Source organism: Pantoea sp. AN62 (genome assembly GCF_050432985.1).
Lineage (GTDB): Bacteria > Pseudomonadota > Gammaproteobacteria > Enterobacterales > Enterobacteriaceae > Pantoea > Pantoea brenneri.
This window is the reverse complement of the sequence record NZ_JBNPYB010000025.1, coordinates 1-21,628: the sequence shown is the minus strand read 5'-3', so window position 1 is coordinate 21,628 and position 21,628 is coordinate 1. Positions and strand designations below refer to the sequence as shown.

At 53.2% G+C, this 21,628-nt stretch carries 17 protein-coding genes and 1 pseudogene; 8 read left to right on the top strand and 10 right to left on the bottom strand.

Going from position 1 to position 21,628, the window contains the following annotated elements; all coding sequences use genetic code 11:
- Positions 1-102 precede the first annotated feature (102 nt).
- From FHW04_RS22165 to FHW04_RS22120, 10 genes and pseudogenes are all read right to left on the bottom strand, one after another.
- Positions 103-444 carry a TA system toxin CbtA family protein gene (locus FHW04_RS22165; protein ID WP_048215514.1) on the bottom strand — a complete coding sequence of 114 codons (342 nt, stop codon included), beginning with the start codon at positions 442-444 and terminating at the stop codon, positions 103-105.
- A 20-nt stretch (positions 445-464) separates the two neighbouring features.
- A complete protein-coding gene (locus FHW04_RS22160) occupies positions 465-782 on the bottom strand; it encodes a type IV toxin-antitoxin system YeeU family antitoxin (protein WP_089561963.1) in 318 nt (105 codons plus the stop codon).
- An 18-nt stretch (positions 783-800) separates the two neighbouring features.
- Entirely contained in the window at positions 801-1,022 is a 222-nt protein-coding gene (locus FHW04_RS22155) for a DUF987 domain-containing protein (RefSeq protein WP_000691995.1), read from the bottom strand.
- 8 nt (positions 1,023-1,030) lie between these two features.
- On the bottom strand, positions 1,031-1,507 hold the full coding sequence (locus tag FHW04_RS22150; RefSeq protein WP_046495838.1) for a JAB domain-containing protein: 477 nt from the start codon (positions 1,505-1,507) through the stop codon (positions 1,031-1,033).
- Between the two features lie 15 nt (positions 1,508-1,522).
- On the bottom strand, positions 1,523-1,981 hold the full coding sequence (locus FHW04_RS22145; protein ID WP_063618749.1) for an antirestriction protein: 459 nt from the start codon (positions 1,979-1,981) through the stop codon (positions 1,523-1,525).
- A 101-nt stretch (positions 1,982-2,082) separates the two neighbouring features.
- A complete protein-coding gene (locus FHW04_RS22140) occupies positions 2,083-2,322 on the bottom strand; it encodes a DUF905 domain-containing protein (RefSeq protein WP_001115184.1) in 240 nt (79 codons plus the stop codon).
- A gap of 90 nt (positions 2,323-2,412) precedes the next feature.
- On the bottom strand, positions 2,413-5,880 hold the full coding sequence (locus FHW04_RS22135) for an AIDA repeat-containing protein (protein ID WP_089561964.1): 3,468 nt from the start codon (positions 5,878-5,880) through the stop codon (positions 2,413-2,415).
- 60 nt (positions 5,881-5,940) lie between these two features.
- Positions 5,941-6,624, bottom strand: a pseudogene (locus FHW04_RS22130) (helix-turn-helix transcriptional regulator).
- Between the two features lie 226 nt (positions 6,625-6,850).
- Complete coding sequence (locus FHW04_RS22125) at positions 6,851-7,678, bottom strand: DUF932 domain-containing protein (protein WP_000197390.1); 828 nt, start codon at positions 7,676-7,678, stop codon at positions 6,851-6,853.
- Positions 7,679-7,769: 91 nt separating this feature from the next.
- Positions 7,770-8,633, bottom strand: coding sequence for a GTPase family protein (locus FHW04_RS22120; protein ID WP_049015602.1), 864 nt, complete (start codon positions 8,631-8,633; stop codon positions 7,770-7,772).
- Positions 8,634-9,062: 429 nt separating this feature from the next.
- On the opposite strand from FHW04_RS22120, the gene FHW04_RS22115 reads away from it, so the two are divergent.
- From FHW04_RS22115 to FHW04_RS22080, 8 genes are all read left to right on the top strand, one after another.
- Entirely contained in the window at positions 9,063-9,968 is a 906-nt protein-coding gene (locus FHW04_RS22115; protein WP_049015599.1) for a helix-turn-helix transcriptional regulator, read from the top strand.
- The gene (locus tag FHW04_RS22110) at positions 9,968-13,246 is read left to right on the top strand and encodes a helicase-related protein (protein ID WP_089561965.1); all 3,279 of its coding nucleotides are present in this window, start codon (positions 9,968-9,970) and stop codon (positions 13,244-13,246) included. Before FHW04_RS22115 ends, FHW04_RS22110 begins: the two co-directional genes overlap by 1 nt.
- Positions 13,243-13,932 (top strand): DUF4391 domain-containing protein, encoded by a 690-nt coding sequence (locus FHW04_RS22105; RefSeq protein ID WP_089561966.1) that lies wholly within the window; start codon positions 13,243-13,245, stop codon positions 13,930-13,932. Before FHW04_RS22110 ends, FHW04_RS22105 begins: the two co-directional genes overlap by 4 nt.
- A 34-nt stretch (positions 13,933-13,966) precedes the next feature.
- Positions 13,967-15,379: an ATP-dependent nuclease gene (locus FHW04_RS22100; RefSeq protein ID WP_227021991.1), complete on the top strand. Its 1,413-nt coding sequence runs from the start codon at positions 13,967-13,969 to the stop codon at positions 15,377-15,379.
- Entirely contained in the window at positions 15,360-15,821 is a 462-nt protein-coding gene (locus FHW04_RS22095) for a DUF2130 domain-containing protein (protein WP_227021992.1), read from the top strand. Before FHW04_RS22100 ends, FHW04_RS22095 begins: the two co-directional genes overlap by 20 nt.
- Before the next feature lie 59 nt (positions 15,822-15,880).
- On the top strand, positions 15,881-17,752 hold the full coding sequence (locus tag FHW04_RS22090) for a site-specific DNA-methyltransferase (RefSeq protein ID WP_111986647.1): 1,872 nt from the start codon (positions 15,881-15,883) through the stop codon (positions 17,750-17,752).
- A gap of 10 nt (positions 17,753-17,762) precedes the next feature.
- Entirely contained in the window at positions 17,763-20,834 is a 3,072-nt protein-coding gene (locus tag FHW04_RS22085) for a type III restriction-modification system endonuclease (protein WP_089561967.1), read from the top strand.
- 415 nt (positions 20,835-21,249) lie between these two features.
- On the top strand, positions 21,250-21,570 hold the full coding sequence (locus FHW04_RS22080; RefSeq protein ID WP_227021993.1) for a DUF262 domain-containing protein: 321 nt from the start codon (positions 21,250-21,252) through the stop codon (positions 21,568-21,570).
- Positions 21,571-21,628 lie beyond the last annotated feature (58 nt).

Below are 21,628 nucleotides of genomic sequence, written 5' to 3'. Positions count from 1 at the left end.
TAAAAAGCAAACGCGCCCGCCGGGTAATGGCAGGCGCATTATGCAATATGTAAACAAGGGAGAAAGCTCAGAAATTTAAATCAGGAAGGTTGTACGCAATATTCACCGTACTACGTTGTTACGGCTTTGCCGCAACAAGCCAGTTGCCTGCCGTGCTCGCAGAATATCTGCTGCCCGAAGATAAGGTGATTGTTCCTGCCAACTAAACCTTCTGCGATCGATACGAACAAGCTCGTATTTTTCCACCAGAAAGTTAACGGCATTGGCCAGCGTGATACCTGCATCGATATGTTCCTGTATAACGGATTCATCCCTGAACGGCGTGTCGTTCAGGGTCAGGCCGTAGTGTTGTTCCAGCAGGCGTGTCAGTAGAATTTGCCAGATAGCCACGGGTGACAGGCAGGGTTTTACCGCCCGCGAAGTTGCTGCAGATTGAGGTTTCATGCTTGCTCTCGTGAAAGTAATTAGCGCTTAGTGGGGTAAATGGCGATGTATACGTAGCCGCAACTGCCGAGGGTGTCGGCTTCGCAGGTAAAACCGGTGTGGTACAGGGTGACGCAATGAACGTGTAGGGGATTCAGTTCACCGGAGGTCAGCATCGATTCCATCTGGCTGATAAAGAGCGGGAATGTTTCATCCAGCTTCTGGCATTCGGCGTCACTGAACTTACCGGTGATACTGGCCCGGTCAGCTAGGTAGTGCAGCCGGTTGCCCTCCTGCACCAGACGTGTTCCCAGGCGCGGCGTGATATCGCGCTGCAAGCCCCAAGTGATGTTGCTCATTACAGTTCTCCACTATTGTCAGTTTAGGGTGATGCTCATCAGGCAGGCATAAGGCCCGTTGCGGTCCTGGCGGCGTTCGGCGTACACAGCCAGGACTCCTGTGATATCCGGAACGTCCCTGCCGGTGTAATGGCAGACGCTACCGTGCCACTGATATTTTCCGGTGCAGTAGCGAAAGATTCGGGACTCAGGATGCTGGCGGTATATCGTCATTGCCCGGCGTTTACTGATAATTTTCATGTCATACCTCACAGCAGACCGTGTTCTGCGAACGAATAGATTTGCCTGCCGCCGACAATCAAGTGGTCAGGGACGCGGATATCCACCAGCTGAAGCACCTGCACCAGTCGCTGCGTGAGGGTTTTGTCAGCCTGGCTGGGTGTTGTCTCACCAGAGGGATGGTTGTGCGCGAGTATCACCGCCGCCGCGTTGAAGTACAGGGCACGTTTTACCACTTCCCGGGGATGCACCTCGGTACGGTTAATCGTGCCTGTGAAGAGCGTCTCATGGGCAATCAACTGATTCTGGTTGTCCAGATACAACACACGGAACTCTTCCCGCTCAAGCGCGGCCATATGCAGTCGCAGCCATTCACGTACGGCGTGGGTAGAGGTGAAGGCCACGCCGGGCTCATGCAGGTGGCGGTCCAGAGCCCTGAGCGCCCGCTGAATGAGACGCCGGTCCTGTGGCGTCATCTCGCCGGGTAAAAAGGAAAGCTGTTTCATCTGTTGCTCCTTCGGTCAGTCGATAATACGCAGAATGGCGTGGGCCTCTGGATGCTGCAGGGCGTAGTCCCGCAGGCGGTAATAGTGTTCAGTCATGGCATCGCATTGGGTGCGACAGGCGTGATGGCTGTACGCAATCAGGCAGACAGCAATACCTGCGGCTTCTGCACTCATTTGGGCATCGTTGCCGTTCAGGCAATTAAACAGACGCCATGTCTCATCATTGTCAGACTCGGGAGCCATAAACGCCCCGCCATTGCTGAGGGTGTAAAAGGACCAGATACCACCGCTGTAGGTCGAACAGAAGCGGTCCATCCAGGCAAAAATACGCGGTTCCAGGGTTGTCCACTGCGGGATAGTGCCAAAGTGTTGCGGCCAGAAATCGATACGCTGTTCGTCGGGTACCTGCGTGACGGTCAGTTCAAATTCTGATTGGTTAGCGGGTGCGAGGTCGTACTGCGTCTGTGTTGTCATGGGCATGTCTCCGTTAATAAAAAACGCCAGCGGCGATGGCTGGCAAATGGGGGAATAAAGCGTGTTCGGGGAGGTGAAATGTGCGGGTAAATGCTTCGCGGTCAGCGGGTGGAGGTGCCTGTACGGATGCCAGAGGTGCGGATGTAGCGGTTAAGACTTTCAGCGGCATCGGGTTCAAAGTTCCATGCCCGCCAGACCATCCGGCCTTCAGTGTCACGAACCACAAGGCGGAAGTGACTGCCTTGGTCGTCTTCGAGGGTGATATTGCTGTACGTGGTAGTGACCGCTTGCGCATGTCTTCGGGTGAAGGGTCCCGGTGGCAGTAAGTGAGATTCAGGCATATGCCTCCTTAAATGCAAAAAGCCCCTGTTGCCAGAGCAACAGGGGCTGTGAGGACTACTGATGCCACTCTGGTTAGAGTGGCAGGATTATCAGAAGGTGACTTTCAGTGTGGCCTGACCGTTGTAACCGTCAACGCTGTTACCGCTGACGCTGCGGGTATAACCGCCCTGCACGCCCAGTGTGACATTCTGCCGTACTCGTGCGTCAATACCCGCCTGCAGGTCAAGCGACGTGCCTTTCTGAGACGGGGTGAAGCTGACATTGCTGCCTGCAGTCGCCGTGCCCATGCTCATATCGCCATCGGAACTGAACGTGCGGATGACCGACGGACGTACCCACCAGTTCACCGGAAGCTCACTTGCGCTGCGCTTCATGCTGTCAGCAAACCCTGTGACCGCAGAGGTACCCTGACCGAAGTCCATTTCAGACGAACTGCCAAAACGGATACCGGCGCGGACATGCTGCGCACTGCCGTCACCAAAGTTCACGTAACCGCCGTTGTCATGCCCATCATCCAGAGACAGTCCTTGCCAGACGTACTGCAGTTGTGGCTCCAGCACCAATCCCTGACTGATGTTAAACGGTAGACCGGTTTCCACAGAGGCCAGCCAGCCAGTGCCGTCAGTATCAAAACGGTTATCCGAAGAGTTGGCTTTCAGGCTGTGACGGGAGCCTTGTGCCACGATATCTGCCCACAATCCACTGGCATCATGAACTGCTGTCAGATAGCCGCCGATGCTGTACACCGTGTCACGCACGCTGCCTGCCGCAGAGCGATCGTCGTTTTTCACATCCACCGACGATTGGCCTACTGCGCCATACAGACCAGTGGTTAGGGAAAGTGTACCGGTATCATGCTTGAACAAGTCACCACCAAGCTGCATAAAACCGTAGCTGCCGCTGCTTTCCGGGGTGTCGCCCTGTGCAATGCCGCCGTTACCATCACGCCCGGTATGCCCGCCCTGAATACGTCCCCAGATCCCTTGGTCGTTCACGGCGCTGCTGCGCTGACTGTATGTTCCCGCCAATGCACGGTCGTAATCCATACTCTGCGCAAACAAAGAGGCGTACAGCGCCACTTCGGCACGGTAACCCGCTTCACTGGTGAGGTACCAGTTTTCATCGGCACTGCCGTGGCTCAGGGTGTAGTTGTACGCCCCGGCCTGCAATTTGCGGCCCAGCGCAAAGGCTCCGGCTTCAGTGGTGGCTCCGTTAATCGCATCCACCACTTTGATGCCGTTGCCGGTTGTTGCTAGGCCCAGCCCTGCATCACCGGTATGGGTGAAGTTCAGCCAAGTTTTGCCGGTTGCCTGTCCGCCGTCAATGACCAGCATATCGGTCGGGAAGGCCGGGTCATCAAGACGAATCGACATGTTGATGGTGCCGTTACGGCCCGTCAGATTGGTGACCGTCAGTGTTTCCGGGACAAATTGACTACCGGTGGCTGGAGTAAAACTGATGGTTCCGGCGTTATCGAGGTTATCGAGCACCGATTTCACTGCCGCCCCACGCTGAATATTCCAGCTGGCAGCGCTGTCGAGGGTGACGTCAGTCGGGTCAATCGCGCCGTTCATCACCGAGTTGCCAGTCAGGCGCACTTGGGTACCAGACTGTGCGATGATATCGCTGTTGATGATCGCATTGTTCAGCGCCAGCGTTCCCTGATGCAGGGTTACCTGTGACTGAGACAACGTGCCATTGCTGACCGTCAGGGTACCGTTACCCTCTTTGAGTAATTGCCCGTCACCACTTACCGAACCGCTGATGGCTGCGTTACCGTTGCTGAAGTGCAGTTGTCCGCTATTGGTGGCACTCCCTGTCAGCGATGCACCGTCGCCAAATGTGGTGGTACCAGTAAGCGTGCCACCTTGGGCCACATTCAGTGTACTGCCTGCACCCACTGTGGTGTTATCCGCACTGCCGTTACCCAGTACCGTGAACTGACTGCCGTTATCAAGACGCAGGTTGCTGGCCTTACCGGTTGCGCCGTCAATGCCGAATGCGCCGGTGGTGTTCGTACCGCTGACCGTTGCACCGGTATCGGCAATCAGCACACCGCCGTCATGCATTACGATGTTCTGCGCCTTACCACCGGTCGCGACGGCCAGAATACCGCCCTGATTAACCGTAGTGGTATCGGCGATGCCATTGCCTAGTACATCAAGACGCCCGCCGTTTTCCAGCAGGACATTGGTGGCGATATGCGTGGTGCCATCAATGAAGAAATCCCCAAGACTGTTCGTCCCGGTAACCGTGGAATCGGTGGTCGCCCATAATGCACCGCCCTGTTTGATGACCACATCCGTCGCGGAAGTGCCCGCATCCACCGACAATATGCCATCCGCTTCCACTGTGACGTTATTCGCCGACCCGGCCACTGCCGTTTTCCCGGCAACAGGTTCATCCTGCCAGATGGACACTTCCAGCCGACCACCACGATTCACGACCGAGCCGATAGCTGTACCACCGGCAAAAACCGACTGTACCCCGCCATTATTGATGGTGGTATTTTCCGCACGTCCACCATCCACCATCTGATACGACAGGTCGGTCAGCAATTCGCCGGAGGGTGAATCATCACCGATAGTGGTGTTCAGGGCAGAGCCACCAGCCTGCACACTCTGCGAGGATGCGCTGTTGCCGTTTGCCACCTCGGTGCCAGTACCATTAAGGATAGTGGTATCCGTTGCCGTCGCTCCGTTCTTCACCACCTGCCAGCCGTTCTGGCTAATCACTGTACCTTCGGCGCTGGCACCTTCATGAACGTACTGGAAGCCACCTTCCAGCAGGGTATTAATTGCCGAACCGTGCACACTCTGGTCGCCGTCCGCTTTAATCACTGTGCTGGTAGCGAGGCCACCAGCGGCAATAATCTGACGACCATTTGCATTAATGGTGGTATCTGTTGCCGTACCGGCGACAAACATCCCGTCACTGTTCTCCGCATCCGGGCCACCCTGTGCACCGGTGTTAACTACAGTACCGGATGCCTGCGCCCCGGCTTTAACCAACTGATATCCACCTTCATTAATAACGGTGCCGAATACGCTACCGCCGCTGTGTACCCACTGCGCCCCGCTATTGAGTACCGTATTTGTCGCCTGACCATGTACGCTCTGGCCGGCGCCGCTGTTGACAGTGGTGTCCGTGGCGCTGCCGCCTGTCAGCACGCCCTGCAGACCGTTAGCGTTAATGGTCGTCTGGTTTGCCACACCTCCGGTCTGAACAAACTGGCCACCGCTGTTGGCATCGTCATCATCGCCATATTCTTGACCGGTGTTGATGACCGTGTTGTTTGCCGTACCGAAAACCAACTGGGTGTCATGGTTGCTGATAACAGTGTTGCTCGCCACGTCTCCGGCAACGATGGTACTGATATTGTCCGTCGCATCATCAGCCAGTGCCGCAGGGCTTGCCACCAGTCCGGCAACTGCCAGCGCGAGAACAGCAGTGCTGCGCTTTCCTTTTGCTTTTGCCAATTCTGAGACAACAACAAATGCTCCCAAAACTTCGTTCCATACCAGCCGGTAGCTGGTGTTCAGGTTTCGCTTCATCATAAATACCTTGTTGTGTGTAGAATTTCCCCTAAAAGGGTATCGGCAAGAAGCTGATTTCCTTTAGGTTGTAGTGATGTTGGTGATTGCCTGTTGAATAAACTGAAAATGCGGCAGTGCTCGGATAAAACTTAAATCTTCTGTCAGTCGGTAAAAGCGCTCGTTGCGTTTAAAACTCTCAGTGAGGGGCTGCACAAGGTGAATATCACTGAGCGAAAACACCACCGGACGGTCGTGATGCTCCGCAACCAGGTACCAGTGGCTCTGCTGGGCAATCAGCCTGTAAGGGGCCAGTCTTTCGCAACGATTTCCGTCAGTCAGCAACGTGACGCGCTGGCAGGTGGTAATAGCCTGTACCAGCCGGTAAAAGGACAGCTGGGTCGCAGGTGAGCCCACAGAAACCGCATCTCCGGTCAGGCAGGGGGCACCCTCGCAGTTCAGCAGCAGGCTCACCAGCCGACGGTCCAGCCCCGGAAAGAGGCCGGCGATGCCGGTACGGTGGGCAAACGTCAGGACATCCAGCTCGCCCTACGGCCCGGCCCCTGTCCGTAGGCGATAGCAGCCCTGATGGCATTCGAGATCCAGATAAATCAGCCGTTCACGAAAGTCTCTGTAGAGGGTGCGGACTGACACGTCAAACTCGGTCGCGAGCTTTTGCATATCCAGCGTTTCACCCGCTACGAGGCGGCTGATAATCAACGACAGCCTGACCGCCAGTCTGTCGTAGCGACGCTCTGTCGGTGGCATGATGGTTCCTCCGTGCAGGTTAACCGGTTGAAAGACATGAGATTCTAAAGGAGGGGGTTGTCATGATATGTCTGTTGGAGCCGCTATTTTGAGGGAGGCCTGAAGCCTGAATCTGTCAGGCCTGCGCCATTTTTCGGTGAAATACTCGGCAAAAATTCCCACCAAAAATGACAGGGAGTGTCATTTATTAACACCGCCGTAACGTTATCTGATGCAAAGTGTGAACTCACGCAGGCCGAAAACCACTGAGCATCGCTTCCGCCATCACCCACAGTGCCCGGTTAAGCTTCACATCACCGTCTATGCCCCGCACGGCACGGGTATGCGTGCGCCCGCCTTTTGCGCTACGACCACTGAGCCCGCCCTTAATCAGGTTCTCCTGAATACGCTGGTACGTGGTCCACAGGTCGTTACTCTCATCCTGCCAGCGGCGCGGGGAGAGCACCTGTGACGGCGCAACCGGCTGGTGGTCCTCCCCGAACCGGTACGTCAGTGCAGCCTGTGCCAGTGCCTGTTGCGCAGGAGGCTGCAACAGCAACGACTGCATCGCATCCCGCTTCTCCTCCACACGGTCAAAAATGCCCAGTACCTCATACGCGCCTTCAATTACCTGACTCACCACGTCCCCCTTGTGCGGCACCCGCACCTCGCCAAACGACTCACCACAGACGAGCCCGTTCTGACAAACTGCGCGAAATAGTCCCGGCAACATCTGGTACGAACTGGTGCCATCATGTGAATTCAGCAAAATGATTTCCGGCACCTGCTTACCGGTAATCTGCCCCTCCCGACGAAGGCGCAGCATGTGTTTCGTATGTTCACGACGACCCGGGTCACGTACCCGGGTCTGACAGGCAAAGAATGGCTGGAAGCCTTCTCGCTGTAAGCTGTCGAGCAGGGAGATGGTAGGTATATAGGTATAACGCTCACTGCGGGATTCATGTTTGTCCTCGCTGAACACACTGGGCACCACGCGAAACAGCTCCTCACGGGTTAACGGGCGGTCGCGACGGATAAGGTTTGCTGCGCCAAAGCGCGAAGCCAGACGGGTCATAAGCAGACTCCTCATAATGGGAAAACAAATAAAAGAAATCCCCGTCGCATCGGCGACAGGGTTAGGGAAATAACAGGGATGGGTTAAATACTCAGAAGAAGAAATCCCAGACGGCACGGGCCACTGACACCACGGTGGTGCGCACGGCCTGAATGACGGCCCGCACCGGGGCGGGTATCAGGGGAAAGGCACTGATGCTATCGAGTACAGCACCGACGGTTTCACCAAAATCGCTACGCGCCTGTTCCCGGACTACCGTCGTACGAAAGGAAGGCTGGAGTTGCGACACCACCGGGCTGGTGGCCTCACGTGGCAGGCACTTAATCATTCGCTCGGCCATCACCCGCAGTCCCCACTGAAGACGGACCGACACGGCACACACTGGATGTACGGGCTGGAACAGCTCATGCAGCAGACAGATTTTACGGCTGATATTCTGCTTCTGCTCTTTGGACAATGGCCCCCCACCGCTGGTGGGCTCGACCTTATCCGACTGGCTGATAACAAACAGCACCTTATGCCGGTATGCCTCCCCAATCACTTGATGATAAAAGTGTTCATCCACTGCCAGCGCCCGGTCATCGGCCTTAATCAGCCACAGCACCAGGTCAAGCCGGGGAAGCTGTTCGCGATACAGCGCAGCATATTCGTTATCGCGAGCGCCACTTTCGCCCACACCGGGCAGGTCCACCAGCGTCATATGGCGGTCGCCAACCAGCAGACGAAAGCGTAAAGGTTCACGGGTGCAGGCCGCCACATCGCTGACCGGCGATACTTCGCCGACAAACAAGGCATTGCAAAGGCTACTCTTTCCCGCGCCGGTTTTACCCAGAATGCCGATCACTGGCTCGTAGTCGGTTAACTGGTTTATTTGCTGCAGAATCCGCTCTGATGCCCACTGTGGCAGACCAGAAAGCGATTGGTGAAACGACTTCAAACCTTCAGAATTGTTCATTACTACTCCTCTGAAAAATAATACAAAAACGGCAGAATCGTGAGATTCTGCCGTTAATCGGGTATGTTCAGAAGAATGATATCTATCTGAAAATAATTTGAATTAAGGTAAGCGACGAGCCACAGCCGCCTGTGATCCCGGTCCCTGAGTCGTTAGGTTATTCTGGTATCCCTCATCCCAATACCAAAATAGTGGATAAGGGCAAATTGCCTGAGGGGGCTATAGGGCCTTGGGCAGCAAGGTTTTATAGTTGGATGGCATCAATTTAACGGTATAGAAACATCAACCCATACGATGACTGCCTACATTCAAGACATAAATTCTTGCTGTTACATAAGTATTAATGCTGATTGTCATCAATTTGATTATAATCATGGCACTTTATGGATTACCGTATTAAATATCATTTTTTCCCTATAGTGATGATTTATGCCTAGCTCCCCTTCTAAGCGGCTTGAGGACTTGAGTGTGGCCCAGCGAGAGCGGCTGGCCTACATCGATTTTCGGCTCTACTTCTTCGGTGAGATCGGTCGCCCAGATCTGATTGAGCGCTTCGGCGTGGCTCCAGCAGGGGCGACACGCGATTTGGCTTTGTACCGGGAAATCGTGCCGCATAACATCACCTTCGATGGTAGCAACAAGATCTATCGCATCGGGCAGGCGTTTTCCCCGTTGTTCAAACACGTATCGCAGCGTGTTCTGTCTGCGCTAGCTTTCGGCTTTGGCGATGGCGTGAACGGCTCAATGCAGGCGCTGCTACCATGTGAATCCCCCGCAGCCCTGTGCATCCCCAAGATGGATGTGTTAGCAGCGATTTGCCGAGCCATCCACGCCAAGCGACCTGTCGCCATCCGCTACCACTCGATGAGCGGCGGCGAGTCCGAGCGGGTAATTGTGCCCTTTGCCTTGGTTGATACCGGCCTGCGCTGGCACGTCCGGGCCTTTGATCGCAAGAGTAGAGAGTTTCGGGATTTCGTCGTCACCCGCATCGAAGTACCAACATTGCTCGACGAGGAGCCACAGGACAACGAACGGCAGGATAACGACATCCAGTGGACGCGCATCGTCGAGCTAGATTTAGTGCCGCACCCGAGCGTTGAGCGGCCCGATATTATCAAGATGGACTACGGGATGACAGATGGTTCGATCAGAATGCGCGTTCGCGCTGCGGTGGTGGGCTATATGTTGCAGCGCTGGCGGGTAGACTGCTCACCCGATCATTGCCTTCGTGGACCGGAGTACCGGTTATGGCTCAAAGATCATCTCGCAATTTACGGCGTAAAAAATGCCTTACTGGCACCAGGCTATAGCGCCACTAAGAAGGCTGACTATTAATGGAACTGATCGACAATATCAACCGCCTGCTCGGAGACGACCTAAAGCAGACGCTCGAACCTGGTGCTCGCCTGAAGATCGCCGCTTCCTGCTTTTCGATGTACGCGTTCGAAGCGCTCAAAGCAGAGCTGGAAAAAATCGACGAGCTGCAATTCATCTTTACCTCGCCGACGTTTACCGCTAACGAGGTTACCGACAAGATTCGCAAGGAACGCAGAGAATTCCACATACCGAAGGCTGACCGCGAACGGAGCTTGTACGGGAGTGAGTTCGAAATTCAGTTGCGTAACAAACTGACCCAGCGCGCAATTGCAAAAGAGTGCGCGGACTGGATGCGGCGCAAGGCAACATTCAAGTCCAATCGCAGCAAGGCACCGATGCAGCAGTTTACTTGCATTCAGGCTGCTGCCGCAGATACTGCCTACATGCCACTGCACGGCTTTACCGCCGTCGATCTCGGCTACCAGCAGGGCAACGCTGTCTCCAACTTCGTCAACAAGATGGACGAGCCGACATTTACGGCGACCTACCTCAGTCTGTTTAACCAGATCTGGCAGGACCCCGAGAAGCTGGAGGATGTAACGGCGCAGATCTGCGATCAAATTGCATCCGTCTACCAGGAAAACTCGCCAGAGAGCATCTACTTCCTGATGCTCTACAATATCTTCAATGAGTTTCTGGACGACATCAACGAGGATGTCCTGCCGAACGACCGCACGGGCTATCAAGACACGCTCATCTGGAACAAACTCTTCAATTACCAGAAAGATGCTGCTACCGGGATCATCAACAAACTTGAAAGCTACAGCGGCTGCATCTTGGCCGACAGCGTGGGTTTGGGAAAGACTTTTACCGCGCTGGCCGTGGTAAAGTATTACGAACTGCGCAACAAGTCAGTTTTGGTTTTATGCCCTAAGAAGCTGGCGGACAACTGGCTGAACTACAGCCGCAACCTCAAGACCAACATATTTGCTCGCGACCGGTTCAACTACGACGTGCTTTGTCATACCGACCTCAGCCGTACGAGCGGTGAGTCGTTCGGCACACCGCTGAATCGTATCAACTGGGGCAACTACGACCTTGTCGTCATCGACGAGTCGCACAACTTCCGCAACAATGACGCCTATAAGGACAAGGAAACCCGCTACCAGAAGCTGATGAACAAGGTTATCAAGGAGGGAGTGAAAACCAAGGTATTGATGCTTTCGGCCACCCCGGTGAACAACCGCTTCAACGACCTGCGCAACCAACTGGCACTGGCCTACGAAGGCGACTCCGAAAACCTCAGCAAGAAGCTGCGCACCGGCAAGACGGTAGAGGACATTTTCCGTAGTGCACAGGCCAGCTTCAATGCGTGGGCAAAGCTTCCATCGGAAGAGCGCACAGCGCGGGCCATCCTGGATTCGTTGGATTTCGACTTCTTCGAATTGCTCGACAGCGTCACCATCGCACGTTCGCGCAAGCATATTCAGACCTTCTATGATACCAAGGAAATCGGCCAATTCCCTGAGCGCCGCAAACCCTTGTCGTTCCATAGCCCGCTCACGCAGCGAACGGATGTGATGAGCTTCAACGAAATTTTCGAGCAGCTGTCGTTACTCAAGCTCGCTGTTTACGCGCCGATCAGCTACATCCTGCCCAGTCGGCTCAAGAAGTACGAGGAAATGTATGACACTCAGGTTGCAGGGAAAGGCAAGCTTAAACAAGTCGACCGAGAAAAGAGCCTGCAGGCATTGATGACGACCAACCTGCTCAAGCGCCTGGAAAGCTCGATTGAGTCTTTCCGCTTGACGCTCAAGTCCCTGCGTGCGAACCACACGAATACACTAGGCAAGATCAGCACTTTCAATGAGACTGGCGGCCTCAGTGGCATTGACAGCAGAATCAATGACCTCACCGACCAGTTAGAAAACCTCGACGCGGACGACGACCTGCCAATCAATGGCGACAGTGAGATCGGAGGCAAGGTCAAAATCAGCCTCGCCGATATGGACTTGCCTTCTTGGGAGCACGAGCTGAAGGTCGATCTGGAAATCATTGATGCTTTGCTGACGTCGATGAACAAGATCACGGCTGCCGATGATGCCAAACTGCAGCATCTCAAGACACTGGTTCTGGAGAAGATCGCAGCACCTCTGAATCCCGGCAACAAGAAGGTGCTGATCTTCACCGCCTTCGCCGACACCGCTGACTATCTGTATGCCAATTTGGCTCAGGAATTGCTGGCTACACAGACCTTGCACAGTGCAAAAGTCACCGGCAAAGGGGCACCGAAGAGCACGCTCAAGAAGAGCTATGACTTCCAGGAACTGCTTACCCTCTTCTCGCCGCACTCGAAGGAGAAAGCCATCGTGCTGCCAAATGAGGAGGCAGAGATAGATGTGTTGATCGGCACCGATTGTATCTCTGAAGGTCAGAACCTGCAGGACTGCGACTACCTCATCAACTACGACATCCACTGGAATCCCGTGCGCATCATCCAGCGCTTCGGCCGTGTGGATCGCATCGGCTCACCCAACAGCAGCATCCAACTGGTTAACTACTGGCCAGACATCTCGCTCGACGAATACATCAACCTGAAGGAACGGGTTGAGAGCCGAATGATGATTGCCGATGTCACAGCCACCGGTGACGACAATGTGCTGAGCGCCCAAGCCAACGATGTGTCTTATCGCAAAGAGCAATTGCGACGTTTGCAAGAGGAAGTGATTGAGCTGGAAGACCTGAAAACCGGAGTGTCGATTACTGATCTCGGGCTCAATGACTTCCGAATGGACTTGCTCAACTATGTGAAGGTCAATGGCGAATTGAGCAACGTGCCAAGCGGGATGCACGCCGTAGTGCCTGCCAAGCCGGAGATGGGCCTACGCCCGGGTGTGATCTTCACGCTACGCAACCGGAATCCAAGCGTCAACGTCAGTCAACACAACCGCCTGCACCCTTATTACCTCGTCTACATTAATCGCGAGGGGGAAGTCATTCACGATTACACCGAAGTCAAACGTTTGCTGGATCTGGTTCGCACATGCTGTAAGGGACAAGCCCAGCCTATTACAGATGCCTGTCTGCTGTTCAACGAGGAAACGGCCGATGGCCGCAAGATGCAGGTGTATTCGGACCTGCTTGGCAAGGCCATCCGCTCAATGATTGAAGTGAAGGAAGAGAAGGATCTGGACAGCCTCTTCTGCGCCGGTAAGACCACCGCGCTGGTCAATACCATCGCCGGGCTGGACGACTTCGAACTGCTCACCTTCCTTGTAATTCAGGAGGCCGGATGAGTCAGCCCGTCCAATTTGAGTCGAATATTGCATTCATCAACTACCCGAAGCAGGCCGTCTTTGGTCGTACCCTGCCAAAGAATAAGATCTACGAACACAGTGGGGCCAATGCAAGGCTGAAGGACTTGTTCGTCGAGCAGGTAGAGCAGATTGTCTGGCAATACAAGTTGGCCCCGGAAACGATCAACCTGCCCGCCAGGCTGGGAGTACCAGAGCTTCAGATTTTCTCAATCCAGCTCAAGACATCGGAGCTGAATCTGGACGTTTTGCGTTGCATCGACGGCGCGGTGCAGTTTCCCATTATCTTCGAGTTGAACTTTGATGGCCGAACAAAGATGATCGCTGCGTACAAACGCCCCAATGAGTCAGACGCCAGCCGTTGGGTCTTGAGTGACTACTTTGCGACAGCCTGGTTGCCGAGTGACTGTGAGCGCGCCGCCATGCCCTTAGCACTCGACTTGGGCGGCTTGTATGAGCAGTTGCTTCACCGCCTGATCCCCACCCCCGCGCGCCTACAAGAAAGTCTCGCGGACTTGGTCGCACGTGTCGAACTGGTTGCAGCCAAGCAGCGTGAGGTTGAGAAAGTAGCCAGCAGACTTGCCAAAGAAAAACAATTCAACCGCAAGGTAGAGATCAACGCCAAACTGCGGATGTTGAAAATAGAACTGGAAGAACTCAAACATTGATAGATCACAACAGGTATAAGGGAATAAAACTGAAATGAAGATTCAATCCGTTCGCATCAAAAACTTCCGGGCACTCAAAGACGTCACGATTCCCTTCGACTCCGTTACGACATTCATAGGGCCGAACGGCGCTGGCAAGTCGACAGTGCTACATGCACTCGATTGGTTCTTCAACGGCAAGCCCGGCTCGCTGACAGAGAAAGACTGCTCTTTTGGAGAAGCTAGCGAAGATATCGAGGTGCAAGTCACATTCGCAGGTCTCACCGAAAAGGATCGGGAGGCGCTTGGTAAATACGCGCCAGATGGAGCGACCACGTTCACCGCATGGCGGCAACGGTCACCTGATGGATCCGAGCGACTCTCCGCCAATGCAAAGGGTTTTCCTGCATTCAATGCAATCAAATCAGCGGTCGGCGCAACCACAAAGAAGGACCTTTACAGGGAACTCCGAACCAATCGTCCAGAGCTGGACCTGCCCACCGCGAATACTGGCCCTGCAGTTGATGAAGCGATGACGACGTGGGAAGCTGCACATACAGACCAGCTAGAAGATGCTCTCGAATCGCTGGAAACCAACTTCTTTGGTTTCAACAGTGGCGGCAAGATGAGTGGCCTTTTCGACTTCGTGCTGGTGACTGCAGACCTTCGTGCAAGCGAAGAGTCCATTGACGGTAAATCGAGCATCATCGGACGCATCCTGGAGCGTTCCGTTGATCGTGCAGCGGCAGATCAGGAGATTGCGGCAATCGTCGAGGAGTCCAGAGCAAAGCAGCAGAAAGTCTACGAAGAGAAATTCCAAGCCCAGCTTGAAGTGATGACGACACAGCTTAACGAGGTCGTGTCCTCATACTCACCCGGTCGGGCGGTCACTGTTTCTCCTGCAGAGGTAGAGCTCAAAGCCCCCAAGACCACGTTCGAAGTGACCGTTCTCGATGGAACGGCAGAGACGGCTGTAGAGCGACAGGGGCATGGTTTTCAGCGGACGATTTTGATCTCGGCGCTCCAGCTCTTGGCACAGTCCGGTTCTGCATCAGCCGACGGAGTCATCTGTTTAGCAATTGAAGAGCCGGAGCTCTTTCAGCACCCGATCCAGGCACAGGCCTTCGCAAAAGTGCTCCGCTCACTCGTTGAAGACCCTGACAAGTGTATCCAAGTAACCTATGCAACACACAGTCCTTATTTCCTTGAGGCCCGCCATTTTGATCAAGTCAGGAGATTGACGCGATCATCTGGAGAGACTCCGACTGTGACTATCCACTTTGCCTCCATTGATGATGTGAAGACCAGGCTGCACCAGATAGTAAATGGTGATGTTGTCGAACGTCAGTTAGATGGCATCGTTTCAGATCAACTGGCTGTAGCCCTCTTTGCCCATCGCGCTTTTCTTGTGGAGGGTACCACCGAGTCATCGGTGTTCCACGGTATCCTTGCTGGAGCCCGACAGTGAGCTTTACAACGCTGGGATTGTTGACGTATTTCACCGCTACCCGAAGATGTACGTCGTTCGGCCTCAGTTCTTCATCCCCATCATCACGCTACTACGCAATGCAGCGATGAAGTCACTTCAATACAAGTCCGAGCTGGCGCTGGTGAAGGCGCAGAACATCGACATCACCCAATTTGAAACCCAGCTCGACGACTTCAAGACCGCATTTGGTCGCAACTGGCGTTTGGCTTCTGATGGGTTTGAAGAAGCGGTCAAGCGCATCGACGAAGCCATCAAGGACCTTGAAAAGACCAAAGAAGCCCTGCACAAGTCCGCCAACAATCTACGGCTTGCCAACGATAAAGCCGAAGACCTTACGGTCAAGCGACTCACGCGCGGCAACCCAACGATGGCTGCCAAATTTGCCGAGCTCAAACACCAAAACAATTCTGACGCCGAATAAAACCAGCCCAGAAAGAATTAGGACGCCCCGCAACAGTGCGACGTCCAGAGGAAAAGAACATGGAAAAGCTAAAAATGCATTCACCCAATCTCACGCAGGACAACATCGCCCGCATTCGCGATCTGTTTCCTGGCAGCGTCACCGAAGTCAAGGGCGAAGACGGCAGCGTGAAGTTGGCGGTAGATTTTGACCAATTACGGCAGGAACTGGCCGATTCGATTGTAGAGGGACCACAGGAACGCTATCACCTGAACTGGCCGGGTAAGCGCGAAGCTTTGCTTGCGGCTAACGCGCCGATTGCCAAGACACTACGCCCCAGCTGCGAAGAAAGCGTGGACTTCGATACGACGAAGAACCTGTTCATCGAGGGCGATAACCTCGATGCGTTGAAGCTCCTGCAGGAGACCTACCTCGGTAAGGTCAAGATGATTTACATCGACCCCCCGTACAACACGGGTAATGATTTCATCTATGACGATGATTTTGCCGTGGATACGGGGAAATTTTTGCTTCAGTCTAATCAAGTCGACGACTCAGGAAACCGATTGGTAGCAAACACCGCATCCAATGGCCGATTCCATTCAGATTGGCTCAGCATGATGTTCTCTCGTTTGCGACTTGCTCGCAATCTCCTTGCGGATACCGGCCTAATTTTTATCAGCATTGATGAGAATGAGCTGTGCAATTTGAAAGAGGTTTGTGACGAAATATTTGGTGCAGAAAACTGTAGGGGGGTCGTTTCTCGTCCAACAGGAACTCCGAGTGGACAGGGATATAACATACTCGTTAACGAAATCGACTATATCCTCGTGTACGCGAAGTCGTCGGAGAGCGCGATTCTGGGTCTACCATTCTCAAGCGAAGATGAAAAAATTTATGACCAAGAAGATGACGGTGGAAAATACCTAAACAGAACTCTTCGAAAAACCGGTGGTGAAGATCGTAGAGAAGATCGACCAACCATGCACTACGGAATCAAAGCTCCTGATGGGACAGTCGTTTTTCCCATTGGGCCTACTGGTTATGAGAGCAGGTGGCGTTGTGGTGAGGACTCATACTGGGACTTAGTTAAGCAAAACAGGATTGAGTGGAAGCAAAGCAGTGAAGGCTGGAAACCCTATCAGAAGTTCTATCTAGAGGGACGGCTCAAGCAACCGTCTAATCTTTGGGAAGGAATTGAGGGCAACAAAAAGGCAAGTCTCACCATTAAGGGGCTATTCGGAAAAAAAGTATTCGATACCCCTAAGCCGGTAGAGCTAATTGAGCGCTGCTTGAAAATAGCCACCGGAAAATCCGACCTGATTCTTGATTTTTTCGCTGGTTCGTCCACGACTGCTCATGCCGTGATGAAGCTTAATGCGGAAGATGGTGGCAATCGTCATTTTATCATGGTTCAGGTACCTGAACCGTGCGACGAGAGTTCAGAAGCATTCAAAGCTGGATACAAGACGATCGCCGAAATCAGCAAAGAGAGAATTCGCCGTGCTGGCCGGCAAATCAATGAAGGCAAACGCCACGATGTTGGCTTCCGTGTCCTTAAGATCGACGCATCCAATATGGCCGATGTTTACTACACGCCTGACTCTCTCGACAAATCTAAGTTTGATCTGTTCGTTGACAACATCAAGCCCGACCGCACTCCTGAAGACCTGTTATTCCAGGTGATGCTGGATTGGGGGGTCGATCTGGCCCTTCCTATCGACAAACAGTCCATTCAAGGTAAGGGAGTGTTCTTTGTTGACGGCAATGCGCTGATCGCTTGCTTCGACGCCAGCGGTAGCATCGACGAAGACTTTGTGAAGGAACTGGCCAAGCATCAGCCGCTGCGCGTGGTATTCCGCGACGCGGGCTACAAGAACAGCGCGGTCAAGATCAACGTCGAGCAGATTTTCAAGCTCATGTCGCCCGTCACCGAAGTGAAATGTATCTAAGGGGCGCGCAATGAAGCTTAAATTCAAACATCAGCCCTATCAGGCTGCCGCGGTGCAGGCGGTCGTGGATATTTTTAAGGGACAGCCACTGGCCTCTGCTGCGGCCATGAGCTATCGCCTTGACCCTGGTAATACCAAAAACGGCATGGGTGATCTGTTTGCGGTAGATACCGGTTTTAAAAATGCTGAGCTAATCCTCAGTGAGGATACTTTGCAGGAGAACATCCAACTGGCGCAGCGCCAGCAAAACCTGCCGTTGTCGGATAGCCTGGTCAAAACTAAGGTTGCCGGGCTTAACCTGGATATTGAGATGGAGACAGGTACGGGTAAGACCTACTGCTACATCAAAACAATCTTCGAGCTGAACAAACAGTACGGTTGGAGCAAGTTCGTTATAGTGGTGCCGAGCATTGCCATCCGCGAGGGCGTGGCCAAGTCGTTCGATATCACGGCTGAGCACTTTCAGGAGACCTACCACAAGAAGGCGCGCTTCTTTATTTACAACTCTAAGCAGCTGCACCAGCTTGAGAGTTTTTCTTCCGATGCCGGTATCAATGTCATGGTGATCAACGTACAAGCGTTTAACGCCACCGGCAAAGATAACCGCCGCATCTATGAAGCGCTTGATGATTTTCAGTCACGCCGCCCGATCGATGTGATCAGCGCAAACCGCCCCATCTTGATCCTCGATGAGCCGCAGCGGATGGAGGGGGGCAAGACGCTGGATTCTCTGGCGAATTTCAAACCGTTGATGGTGTTGCGCTATTCCGCTACCCACAAGACCACACACAACAAGATCCACCGCCTGGATGCGCTCGATGCCTACAACCAGAAGCTGGTGAAGAAGATTGAGGTTCGCGGGATTTCGGTGAAGGGACTGGCGGGAACCAACGCCTATCTCTATTTGCAAGCCATCGAAATCTCAAACAAAAAACCGCCAGTCGCGGTTGTGGAGTTCGAACAGAAACTCAGTGGTGGCAACATCAAGCGCGTCACCCGCAAGCTGGGCAAGGGCGACAATCTGTTTGTGCTATCGAACGAACTGGATCAATACCGCGATGGGTTTGTGGTATCGGACATCAATGCCAATACGGACACCTTGAGCTTTACCAATGGCGTAGAGCTGACGGTAGGTGATGCGACTGGTGATATTTCCGAGATAGCGCTGCGCCGTATTCAGATCCGTGAGACGATCAAGGCGCACTTTGACAAGGAGATGGAGCTTTTCGATAAAGGGGTTAAGGTTCTCTCGTTGTTCTTTATCGACGAAGTCGCCAGGTACCGGGACTACTCCGCTGCCGATGAAAAAGGCGAGTACGCAAAAATATTTGAAGAAGAGTACGCCAAGCACCTTCAAGAAGCGTTTGATAATGGATTTATGGAGGGGGACGCCCCTTATGCTAAATATCTACGCCACATTGCGGCCGATAAGACGCATAGCGGCTACTTTTCCATCGACAAGAAGAGCAAGCGCCTCACCGATCCCAAGGTCGCTGCACGCGGTGAAAATGCGGGCTTGTCGGATGACGTAGACGCTTATGATCTGATCCTCAAAGACAAGGAACGGCTATTATCACTCGCTGAGCCGGTGCGTTTTATCTTCTCACACTCGGCCTTGCGTGAGGGTTGGGATAACCCGAACGTGTTTGTTATCTGCACGCTCAAGCATAGTGATAACACCATTTCACGTCGCCAGGAGGTCGGGCGTGGCCTGCGTTTGTCCGTCAATCAGAACGGTGATCGCATGGATCACCCGTCCATTGTTCATGACATTAACGTACTGACAGTTGTGGCCAGCGAAAGTTACAAGGACTTCGTAACAGCCTTGCAGAAGGACATTAGCGAGTCCTTGTCAGCTCGTCCGCGTGTGGCGGACAAGGCCTACTTCACGGGCAAGATGCTGAACACGAACGAAGGCCCGATTACGGTCTCGGATGAACAGGCCACGGATATTGAGTTTTATCTTATCCAGAACGGCTACGTCGATAAAAAACGCAATATCACGGAGAAGTACCATCAAGCCAAGAAAGACGGCACGCTGGTGGCATTGCCGGAAGAGCTACAGTCCTATACAGAGCAGATACTCCAACTGATTGATAGCGTATTCAGCGAAAGCCAACTGATGCAGGTAGAAGATGGTCGCAAGCCCAAAAGACTGCTGCCCAACGCCAACTTTGAAAAGCAGGAATTCAAGGCGCTATGGAGGCGAATAAATCGCAAGGCTACCTACAGCGTGCTGTTTGATGATGTTGAGCTAGTAAACAATGCAATCAAGGCACTCAATGACAAGAATACTGGGTTGCGAGTGACACCGTTGCAATACACCATCCACCGTGGCGAGCAGGCTGATACGGCAACTTACGATGACCTCAAAAGGGGTAATGCCTTCGAGTTGAAAGTTACCGAAACAGAATCGGACAGCACCTCAATCCACTCCACTGTACAGTACGATCTGATTGGCAAGTTATCAGAGGGGACTTTGCTTACAAGACGAGCCGTTGCCGAAATTCTTAAAGGCCTCAATGCTGACGTTTTCGCACAATTCAAGAGCAACCCGGAAAGCTTCATTGCCGAAGCCATTCGTTTGGTCAACGAACAAAAAGCCAATGTCATCATCGAGCATCTGGCTTATGACACGCTAGAGGACAAGTTTGATCTGGATATCTTTACCACAGGTCAAAGCAAACAGGACTTGAGTAAGGCCGGGAATAAACTACAAAATCACATCTATGACTACGTGCTTACCGACTCTGCGATTGAGCGCAAGTTCGTCGAAGAGCTGGATACCAGCAAGGATGTGGTGGTATATGCCAAGTTGCCGCGTGGTTTTCTGATCCCAACCCCTGTCGGTGATTACAACCCCGATTGGGCCATTTCCTTCAAAGAAGGCTCGGTCAAGCATGTGTATTTCGTTGCTGAGACCAAGGGGTCGATGTCGTCACTGGATTTACGGCCTATTGAAGCCACCAAGATTAGATGCGCCCGTAAGTTCTTCTATGAGATCAACAAGAAGTTTGCTCCAGAAAACGTGAAGTATGACGTCGTGGATAGCTTCGGTAAGCTGATGGAAGTGGTGAAGTAAGACACTAAGGATTGGCCATGTGGTGGGGAAATTATGGCGTACGCAAATTGCCACCTATACACATGGCCACATCTGAGCTTTCATCCATTATCTCTTGTTTGCGTTTGTAATACGGCGTTAGTTCCTCTCTGGAAACGGCCGAGCAATGCTTTGAGGTAAGCTACTTTAGCTGCGATTAACTTATCTGTGCGCGTGATGCAGCAGACCGAACCAGTGTCTGAGGAACCTGTAGTCATCGGCAAAATTCGCATGACGATAAAGGGCGGCTCAACGTTTATCTTCGGACTTGAATCCGACTACAACAAAAAGGAAATGAGCTAATGATCCTCAGAGATACGCGAAAAACTCGTCAGGGAACCAGCCATAATATCCAACTCCAACCGGCAGATGCAATCGTTGAGCAGGCATCGTAGTCATGGGAACGGTATCCTATCAGGTAAAAAAAATCGGGATGCTACTAGAGCAGAGCCTCGCTATTCCGTCATACCAGCGCCCCTACAAATGGCAACAAAAGCACGTCAATCAACTAATTGATGATGTGTTAACCCACCAAAATAAACAGAGCTACCGCCTTGGGACTGTGGTGTTGCACAGGGATAAATTAAAGCCAGCTTATGCAGGTGAGCTCGATATTGTTGATGGTCAGCAGCGCCTTCTGACCTTAACCTTGCTTTGCTCAGTGCTCGATCAGAGTGGTGATGACCTGCCCCCAGGATTAGATACAACGCTCACTTAGTAATGTCGGAACCTTCATTTTCAGAATTACCCTTTCTCCAGCCCGCCGCAAATTCAGA